Source organism: Arthrobacter sp. Hb9-2 (genome assembly GCF_059091165.1).
Genome location: NZ_JBNHGJ010000061.1, coordinates 1 through 9078 on the forward strand (window position 1 = coordinate 1; position 9078 = coordinate 9078).

General features: G+C 58.1%; 10 protein-coding genes. 5 read left to right on the plus strand and 5 right to left on the minus strand.

Annotation, left to right across the window (positions count from 1 at the left end):
* Positions 1 to 1511 precede the first annotated feature (1511 nt).
* From AC5RV1_RS20620 to AC5RV1_RS20635, 4 genes are all read right to left on the minus strand, one after another.
* Positions 1512 to 1940, minus strand: coding sequence for a hypothetical protein (locus tag AC5RV1_RS20620; RefSeq protein WP_493995846.1), 429 nt, complete (start codon positions 1938 to 1940; stop codon positions 1512 to 1514).
* Positions 1941 to 2164: 224 nt separating this feature from the next.
* Positions 2165 to 2599 (minus strand): hypothetical protein, encoded by a 435-nt coding sequence (locus AC5RV1_RS20625; protein ID WP_493995847.1) that lies wholly within the window; start codon positions 2597 to 2599, stop codon positions 2165 to 2167.
* Positions 2600 to 3056: 457 nt separating this feature from the next.
* Positions 3057 to 3482, minus strand: a complete 426-nt coding sequence (locus AC5RV1_RS20630; protein WP_493995848.1) for a hypothetical protein — start codon at positions 3480 to 3482, stop codon at positions 3057 to 3059.
* A 29-nt stretch (positions 3483 to 3511) separates the two neighbouring features.
* Positions 3512 to 3979: a hypothetical protein gene (locus tag AC5RV1_RS20635; protein ID WP_493995849.1), complete on the minus strand. Its 468-nt coding sequence runs from the start codon at positions 3977 to 3979 to the stop codon at positions 3512 to 3514.
* Positions 3980 to 4517: 538 nt separating this feature from the next.
* Here AC5RV1_RS20635 and AC5RV1_RS20640 point away from each other — a divergent pair.
* From AC5RV1_RS20640 to AC5RV1_RS20650, 3 genes are all read left to right on the plus strand, one after another.
* Entirely contained in the window at positions 4518 to 4865 is a 348-nt protein-coding gene (locus AC5RV1_RS20640) for a hypothetical protein (protein ID WP_493995850.1), read from the plus strand.
* A gap of 501 nt (positions 4866 to 5366) precedes the next feature.
* Positions 5367 to 5771: a hypothetical protein gene (locus tag AC5RV1_RS20645; protein WP_493995851.1), complete on the plus strand. Its 405-nt coding sequence runs from the start codon at positions 5367 to 5369 to the stop codon at positions 5769 to 5771.
* Between the two features lie 812 nt (positions 5772 to 6583).
* The gene (locus AC5RV1_RS20650) at positions 6584 to 7084 is read left to right on the plus strand and encodes an HAD domain-containing protein (protein ID WP_493995852.1); all 501 of its coding nucleotides are present in this window, start codon (positions 6584 to 6586) and stop codon (positions 7082 to 7084) included.
* A gap of 58 nt (positions 7085 to 7142) precedes the next feature.
* Here AC5RV1_RS20650 and AC5RV1_RS20655 read toward each other — a convergent pair whose 3' ends face one another.
* Positions 7143 to 7541, minus strand: coding sequence for a winged helix-turn-helix transcriptional regulator (locus tag AC5RV1_RS20655; RefSeq protein WP_493995853.1), 399 nt, complete (start codon positions 7539 to 7541; stop codon positions 7143 to 7145).
* Positions 7542 to 7638: 97 nt separating this feature from the next.
* Here AC5RV1_RS20655 and AC5RV1_RS20660 point away from each other — a divergent pair, with 97 nt between their 5' ends.
* Entirely contained in the window at positions 7639 to 8442 is an 804-nt protein-coding gene (locus AC5RV1_RS20660) for an NAD(P)H-binding protein (protein ID WP_493995854.1), read from the plus strand.
* A 53-nt stretch (positions 8443 to 8495) separates the two neighbouring features.
* The gene (locus AC5RV1_RS20665; RefSeq protein WP_493995855.1) at positions 8496 to 8876 is read left to right on the plus strand and encodes a RidA family protein; all 381 of its coding nucleotides are present in this window, start codon (positions 8496 to 8498) and stop codon (positions 8874 to 8876) included.
* Positions 8877 to 9078: the final 202 nt, after the last annotated feature.

A 9078-nucleotide genomic window follows, 5' to 3' on the forward strand; every position in this document is an offset into this window, starting at 1 on the left:
CCAGCTAGTTTGCAGCGCAATACTTCTAATCCCCGCCACAGTCATTACCGTCAAAAGGCTGATCCACCACAACGCCCGCCAAGCATAAAAGGCCTCTATCCGCCCCATAGCGCTAATGTCAGCGGGGAGGTCGTTTGCCGCGCGTCCGGTGTAGGATCCCTCAACGCGCAATCCTAAGGAAGTGAGCGATACTGGGCATACTCTTATCGACGATCTCGAAAGCCCGGTCCGTCATTTGCCCAGCCGGAGGATATCTACGTGCTAACTGGCCGCGCCCGCGAAAACGGCTGATCCGGTGGTTCGTCGACGACGGGTGTTCAAGGAAGGCGCCTGGCGCTTATTGGATCCAGTGGATCAGGGCATGGTTCTCGGCCTGCTGGTCGGCTCGTTACTCGCCTTGCTGATGCGGCAGCTGCCCTGGATCGCAGTTGGAGTAGCTTTCGGCATCGCGTTCGGTCACTTGATCGGCCGCCGAAATCGACACAACGCTGAACACGCGCTGAACAGTGACCCCTTGCCCAACATGGACCCTTACAAGGAAGAGACCCCCGAGCAGCGGGTAGAACGACTGCGAGGGGGCGTCGACAGAGAACTCAGTGCAGCACTGAAAGCCCACGCGAAGCATGGCGTCAGTACAGAGAGGACCCGGCGCGCAAAGCCGGGGAACAGGTGCCAACCGGGGATGAGCGATTCCTGGAGGAATTCGGCACAGAGCGAGGCCAGAAATTCATAGCAGCCAGCCGCGCACTCAACAAAGAAGCGCAAAGCGTGCCCGACCCGGGCGGACCTCTCCTCGGCGAATACAATGACGCGCTGAAGGCCTGGGCAGACACCCATCCAGAAGTCGACCGTGCCGAGCTTAATCTGATCATCAGCAGATTGCTCTGGGAACACCGATAAGCTGCACGCGGTTCAGCAGTGACCTCGTAACGTGCACATCTTGGGAATAGCAGGCCTCCCCGTCAGAGGCAGGTTTCGGGGGTTAGGCTAGGCTTCACAATTTTGGGGGAGATGAATGAAACATGTTTGGAAGGTCTACTGGGCAGTGGCCATCCTGTTGGCCTTGTCCTCCTGTGCCCGACCAAGCATCGAGGAGCTGGGACAAAGCGCAATCCGGGAACGCGCTGCAGAAGGCATGAATTGGTTCACCAAGTTCACCGCGGCCATAGATACATCCAATAGGGATCAAGTGCGCTCAAGGCTTCAGGGAGCTGATGTTCCACACTCGTTCGGTTGGGACGCCGGCGGCAACTTTTTTGCGGACCGGTACTACCGCGAACACCTCACGACCAGTGGGGGTTGGTGGGCGGAGCAGCGAACTGTCAGTGCCTGCGTCCGATACACGGCGAAACCTAGCGGTCCGGTCATGGCTTCGATGACTTGTCCGGACGAGCACCCATTCAGGGAGCGGGTCGACGAACAGGTCATCATTCCATGAGCCGAGGTTATAAGGCAGCGCAACTAGCCCCCTAGATGCGGATGCCCTGTGAACGATCCTTCATCGAGACTGGCTATCGGTTGAGCCAGTGCGCGTGCCCAATAGCTGCTGAAAGGTTGTTGTCGTTGTACTCGGGAAACTTGGCCCGCAGTTCTTCCAGGTGGGGGCCATCCCAGGAGCGCCACACTAGGTTCGAGGCGTATTCGGTAACGTCGTCCGCTTTGTGCTTGGCCGTTTCGATCTCCTGTGATGAGTAAGTGCTGCCGAGTTCATGTTGTATGTCGATATAGCCCAAGCCATCCTCGACGTAGTGGCTGCCGTATCTCGTATTGAGGAGGTATAGGACGAATACTGCGTTCAGTACATCTAGTTTCTTGGCTTCCTCAATTTCCAGTTGCCGGCGCCGGAGACCGTCTTGCCTGTTTTCCTCTGTCATTTCCATCGCCCGGGTGAGTTCCCGTTCGTAGGCTTCGAGTGGGAACCCTGGTGCGACGGATTGCATTCGTTCGATGGTTTGTTCTCGAGTCAATCCGCGGTATAGATGGCGGCGGGCATGCCAGCCCGAGCTGGCCCTGATTCGGGCAACTGAGTCAGGTTCACTGGCATCGTATTGGTGTTTGTCGTGATCCGAGCGTCCGTTTTCGTTCCCCATCATCCAACTTTAGATCGCATCAACAAATCCCCTGAGTCGAGGGCACTTCACTCGAACTGTAGGCGCGCCTTGCTTCAAGGGTGGGCAATGTCTCGGAGAGTCAGTGTTCGTCCGCCTACATCTACGCGGATGAATCCCTCGTCTTGAGACAAGCCGTAGCTCCAACCAAAGACAATCAGCGCCTCTGCCGCAAGCAAGAGGAATCTTGCTCTTGTCTCCTCATCAGAGAACTCGTAGGGCTCAATCTGTCCCAGGAGTTTTGCGGTAGGGCTCGCCCCGAAAGACTCAAACCGTCGGAGAATGAACTCTTGCCCAGTTTCCGGATCGGTCAACATGTCACCGGTAACTTCAAAGGGAATTACTGCCCCCTCGACAGTCATTTTGAAGGCGGCTCCGGGGCGATGTGCCAAACCGGCTACCCTTTGCAACGTAACCAGACGATCTGGGTCAGCAACGTACTTGAGCCCCAAGAGTGGATCTTTGTACTCGCGCTTGTAGATGTCGAACATACTCGTTCCTTGTCTGTAAGGGTCGCTCCGATTACACACGGGCTGTTTACAGGGGTAGTCCTCAGCTTCGCTGCTATCTGGGCAGAGCCTACTTCCGGGTCAGCGTTTCTGGATTCAGTTTGCGGCCCACAACAGAGCCTGGGGGTGAAGTTTCACTAGTAATCCATCGAATACGTTCGAACGCAGGCGCCCGTTGGTCGGTGGCTCTACGGAAGCTTCGAGGTTCGATGGGGATCCCCTTACGGGCAGCCGACCCCTCCTCCAAATCCAAGTTCAACTGGATATGGCTCGGAAACCTCTGTGCTTCGAATCCTAAGGGATATGAGACGCCAGGAACTTGCAGTTTGGGGTCAGCCTTGCCGCCGCTTGGACTATTGCCAGGTTCCGGCAGGCCGGCAAGGCAGTTTGCAGCGCCAGTTGTTGACGGCCAGGTCAGGAGTCGTGGCATCCTGCCTCGTCAGCCAGCAAGAGAACCTGCCGCTTCCAAGATGGACCTGGCAAAGACCCATTGCCCCAGCACGCAGCCTAAAATCATGGTTGGAGCAAGAATGTAGTATGCCGTGCGCGACTTTTTTCCCATGTGGTGTGAGTCAGGCTTGGCTCCTGAACGCCATAGCAGAAATAGCAGGATAAGGGCAGGAAGCATCGCAACAGGGATGGGAATGCCGGTTCCGCCCCGATTAAACTTTCCCTCGTAAGGCATACGCGTATCAAGCGGAACGCTTATGAAGACGAAAACCGCAATTCCAACACAAAGCAAGAATGCAAAAACACATAACTGCGTCTTGAGTCTTACCGCGCGCTTACCCAGACGCAGGTCTTCCTCAGTCAGGTATCCGGGATCTTCTTCCTTTGGATCAGCGCTCAAATTCTCATTTACCATGATGGGTACTCCCTAGCCGTATCGTGGAGTTATTGCGGTGGGTCTTCGCGAACGACGATGCCTTCGTCTCCGGGGAGTACTTTGCCTTGATTCCGCTCTGCTTCGTCCTCGTCGTTTAAGGCAACCGCGTCGCCTGGTGAGCAGGGGGCAGTAGCGCCAATGCTGTACGACTTGTCAGATGCATCAGTATCGAAGCTGGCCCGAAGTACGGGCCCGCCCTCGGCGAAGACGGTCGGGTGCGTTGTCGGGTTGACTGTACGTACGGTCATGCCGAGGGACTCCCAATACTCCGCTACGCATTTCGCGTCCTCAATATGCTCTGTTCCTTGGGGTGCCCAGCGGTCATAGCCATAACTGGCACCCTCCTCGCCCTCTTCCGGGGAGCACTCCTGCGCCCACGCTACGCCGTTGCGCGGCCACCAGCCGGTGACGTCGAGCTGTCTGGTGGTGTTGATGACTAGTTCGACCACACGGTCCCGTCCCTCCTGGGCTGTCATTGTCCTTTCCGGCGTCGTCTTCTCTGTCGTTGTGTTCCCTGGCTCCTTCTCAGCGCATGCGGTTATTGTCATTCCCATCATGAGCACGGCCGACGCGGCCGTGAGGATCCTTATATGCGTCCTAAGCGCGCGCATGGGAAGTTCCTTCCAGTAAGGCCTTCTGCAGATCCGTCGGCCCCAAGGTTCCAGCCAGCGAGTGGAACCATCAGCCTACTAACCGATAGTTGTTCACTGATGGAATCCCTTGCCTGATGTCTTTGGTCCAAGTCACCCCCGGAGAGACGTGTGACTCATGGTTGTGCTGCCGCGTTTAGGACTACATTCGGTACAGGCAGGTTACGCGGGGTCCCGGTTTCGGATCCTTTACCGGGCTTGACCGCTGATAGGAACGTCTTCAACTGATAGGCCTTTGTTGCAGTGGTAGCCTACAAACGGCGCAGCCCGCCCAATCGTGGATCGCATTGCAACCTGTCCTAAATTAGGCACGGCGGTCCGCGTTTACAGGTGCGGGCCGTCACATAGGGGGATGAAAAATTTAGTGACGACGCAGAACTGGCAGCAGGCCTTCGAGGAGCGCATGCGTGCTTGGAAAGCACGCCGTAGGCGCTACCACCTTATATCGACCTTGTGGTCGGTCCTTTTCATCTGTCCGGTGGTATCCATGGGAACCTACTTCGGTGTCATCCTTGTGGATGCGGCCCGGCCCCTGCTGTCGGGTGAGGTCGGATACGGGCACCCTGAATACTTTGGCAGGCAAAGCTACGTGGACACTCACAGCGTCCTGCTCGGGGCCTGCGTCCTGGCCTTCGGGCTGTTCTGCGTCTTCTACATCCCCTGGTGCATGCGGGCGGCGCGGGACCGGAAGCCCCGCGATGCTTCTTCCTGACTGCGATGCCGGAAATCTACCGGCTTAGCGGACAGCAGGATTGGACCCTTGCGGGAGGCTATCAGGGGTAAGTGAGTGACAGAGCGCCGGAGGGAGCCGGACGCCATTTAGGATGCGGGTGTGAAGCCTCGCTTGATTCTCGTTGCTGCTCTTCTGCTGATTGTCGTAGTGGTTGCGCTAATTGTGGCTTGGGCAAGTTTCGGTGACCGCACGGGCCCCATGGGCTCAACTGTGCTCGATCAGAGGGCAAAGCAGTTGGGGCCGGGTTCCTTGCTGTAATGCTGAAGGACTTCGAAGAAAATAAGTCTTGCCCGGTGAGGAATTCCTCACCGGACGAGTGGGCGGGGCAGCTGTTGGTCGGATTAACACCGAGTCGCAGCCAGCAGTTTCAAAGCGTGAGGATCTAGTAACGGTGCAGTTCATTCAGGGCTTCGCCAACGGATCAGCTGGGCCCTCCAGCGGCCGTAGGGCGGGTGGCTGGTGATCTGAATAGGGGATGGAATGTCGACGATGAACGACGGCTCCGGGACGATCGCCAAGAGACCGACGCTGAAGTGGTATTGGAAGCTGGCTGGATTACTATTCTGTGGTTACACCATCTTCTATATGTTCATGCCCGCTCTGAACTCAGTAGGGATTGAGAGCATCCGATGTGAGATAAGCACGGCAAAATCGAATACAAGTTCCGGTGGCACTAGAGGCTCGGCTTCGACAGCAGGCGTTCTGGTCGAGACGATTAACTGCGGGAAAGTTCATGTGTCCACAGGGGTGACTTTCGACAATCAAGACGAAGTGGCTGCTTCCTTCCAACTTGGCAGCGAATACGAGTTCGACCTTGGTTGGTTCTCACGAGTGGTGACCAAAGACATCAGGCACGAGATTCCTTCAGTGCAGGATTATCGCTGAGTGGATTGAAATTCCGCACTTTTGATGGATTCGGTCATACAGGCTAGCGATCCATGCGGATCACCACGACCACAGGAGGCATCTGATGTCACATTTTGGATCCCTCTAACAAGGTCCGATGACTGCCCGTTAGCCGGTGGCCCAACGCACCCTCCTGCGTTCGATAGGGGATCCCTCAACGCGCTCGAGTCATTCCGTGGGGTCAACCACGTGGAAGTAACGATGAAGCGTGTTAAAGGCCCTCGGTAGCTGGCGGTCTGCGACCTCGGCGACTCTGCTGCGGACATAGTCCTCGATGTCGGCACGGTCAAAGCGATCTTGGATGAGGGCTAGGCGTTGGTTCCCGCGCCTGAATCGTTGGTCCGGCTCCTCAGAAGTCGGGGAACAGACCCTAAGCCAGAGTTCATCTGCAATGGGGTCTGTAGCGGGGGCAGAAGGTAGCCGAAGCGGCCGAGTCGCTGAGACAGTCCCGCGAGGAACCAGTATTCCAGAGCTAGAGGCGTCGTAAAAACCGTGGCCCAGGCATCACCTCTGAGACCAAAAGACGTTCCTAAGAAGACGCGCTTATCCTCTTCCTCAGTGGTCCACTCAGGGAAGGGACGGTACTCGCATTCCTCGGATATATCGGCGATCTTGATAGGCGTGCCACCATCATCCGTGATTGTTGAAGACTGTCCGCTGAAGGATCGGTTACTGTGACAGGCCTGACCCGCCCTGGCCGGGGGAGTGCGGTGTAAGTTGCAGCTTTGAGGACAGACGGGGTGCGGTGCTGCCCCTACCGCTGTGCCGGGGCGGACAGCTAGTGTCGGGCTATGAAGCCGATCATCCTGCTGGACATCGACGGCGTACTCAACCCGGAGAGCCGTCCAGGTCCCGGTGGTCGTGCGGAGCTGAAGTTGGCCTGCGGGAGGAAGGCCCTGGTTCGAAGGCTGGCCAGGTGTGGCCGGATCGCGTGGGTGTCGAGTTGGCCGGCGGATGTCACGGCCGGGCTGGAGCAACAGATCGAGCTCGACGTCGAACCGTTGCAGGTGACGCTGCTGGTGCGACCCGGCGACGAGACCGAACCGACGCCTAAGCTGCGGTCGGTGAAACGGTGGCTGGAGCGGATGGAGGCAGCCGGTGACGCGGCATGGGACTCGATCGTATGGATTGATGACGATCTCGGACCCGACGCCAAGGACTGGGCTGCCGGGTATAAGGTGCCGGTCCTGTTACAGAAGCCAGTGCCGGACCAGGGGTTGATGGAAGAACATGTCGTTCGTGTCGAGGCTTTTGTTGCAGCCCACGGGGTTCGGGTACCCGACTCCCGGTAGAGCGGGCCTGGTGCTCACTTCTGGGTGACGAGAAGGTCCCCCCGAAGTCGGGGCAGGGTCAGCGGATCTGCTGGTCTGGGTTTTGGCGATCGTAGAGCTCCCGTGACGCGCCGATGGCGTCTTTGTGCTCCAAGGACCAGTCCGCGAGTTGTTTGACCAGCATAGTGAGGCTGTCTCCGCGTTCAGTCAGTTCGTAGGTGACTTGGGCAGGGACCGTCGGGTAGACCGTTCGGGTAACCAGCCCGTCCCGTTCAAGGCGTCGCACTGTGAGGGTGAGCATGCGCTGTGAAATGCCATAGATAGCCCGCTGAAGCTCCCGAAAGCGTCTTACGCCGGAGGCCAGCTCCACGATGACCAGAACCGACCACTTATCACCGATCCGGTCGAGGACATCTCGAATTCCGCAGTCCGGATGGTCGGCTTCGCCGCAAGGTTCCAGGACGGGGGTTACTTCCATGTGACTGCCTAACACCAAAGTGCCTCCTTGTGGGCCCTTGCCCGGTTACCGAGGATGAGTCTAGTTACCGAAAAGTACCAGTGAAATGAGCCTGCCCATGATTCTCGTTACCGGAGCCTCCGGCCACCTCGCCACAGCTATCCTCGAACACCTCGCGAAGGCGGGCGTGCCAGCAACCGGAGCGACCCGTAACCCCAGCATTGCCAGCCAGCTCCGGGCCTTGGACTTCGACGCCCCTGAAACGATCTCCTTCGAGGGCGTGGAGACACTGGTCTTGGTGTCAGCGGGAACTGAAGAAGACGACATAGTGATCACCCGGCACAACAACGCCATCACGGCTGCCGAACGCGACGGCGTCAGCCACATCGTGTACACGAGCCTCACTGATGCCGGCGACCACCTGGGATTCGCCCTGGCCCACCGCTGGACAGAACGCCGCCTTCGCAGCGGAACGGCGCGGTGGACAATCTTAAGGAACGGTCTTTACGCTGAGCTGATCGGCCAGCTCCTGACCCCGCAAGAAGGCGTCATCTCAGCCCCATTCGGGCAGGGCGGAGTCGCCGCGGTCGCCCGGGACGACCTTGCAGAAGCAGCGGCAATCATCGCGCGGAGCCCCGAAAAGCACCAGGGCAAGACTTACAACCTCGTCGGGAACACCGTCATCACGGCCCGCAACCTCGCTGACACGTTGGGTGCAGAGTACCGGCCGGGCAAACTCACTGAACTGCGGCGAGCCCTAAACTCCGCAGCGCTGCTGCCCTTCCAGCCATCTATGCTGCTCTCAATCCATTCCGCCGCAAGTCACGGATTCCTCGAGGAGACAGGCGCGGACGTCGCCAACATCCTTGGACGGGAACCCTTAAACCCACTAAAAATTGCGGCTGCCGTCGCGACCGCCTGACGCATAGGCAGGTCCTTGAACTTCAGAGAACGAGTTTGCCGAAAGGAAAAACTATGCCCCGCCACTACTTCAGCCCTCAGCTCCACCAGTCTGCAGCGCCGTTCTCCCACTACGTTGAACACGGAAACATCGGGTACACCGCTGGCATCATCGGCCAACGCCCTGATACAGGAGAGCTGGTTTCCGACGATGTCTCCCAGCAGTGTGATGCAATGCTGAGCAATTTGCAGATCCTGCTCGACGAGCAGGGGCTGACATTGAGGGATTTGCTGCGCACCACTGTTTATCTGACTGACTACCGGGATTTTGCGGCCATCAACGATGTCTATGCGAGGCGCCTGCAGGAACCGTATCCGGCCCGCACCACTGTTCAGGTGGCGGCCCTCCCACTGGGCGCCAAAGTACAGATTGAATCAGTAGTGGCTGTTTCCTGAGCAGCCTAAATCCGTTCCATCGTTCCGACGCCTACACCAGGCATGAGCGTTAGACCATCCCCCATCGGGCGGTTGTGGACATTTTCTGCAACCGACTTCGGAAATTGACAAGAGCGCCCGGGAGTGCCCCTGACGCCATTTAGTATGCGGGTATGAAACCCCGCGTAATTCTCGTTGCTGCACTTCTGCTGATGGTCGTAGT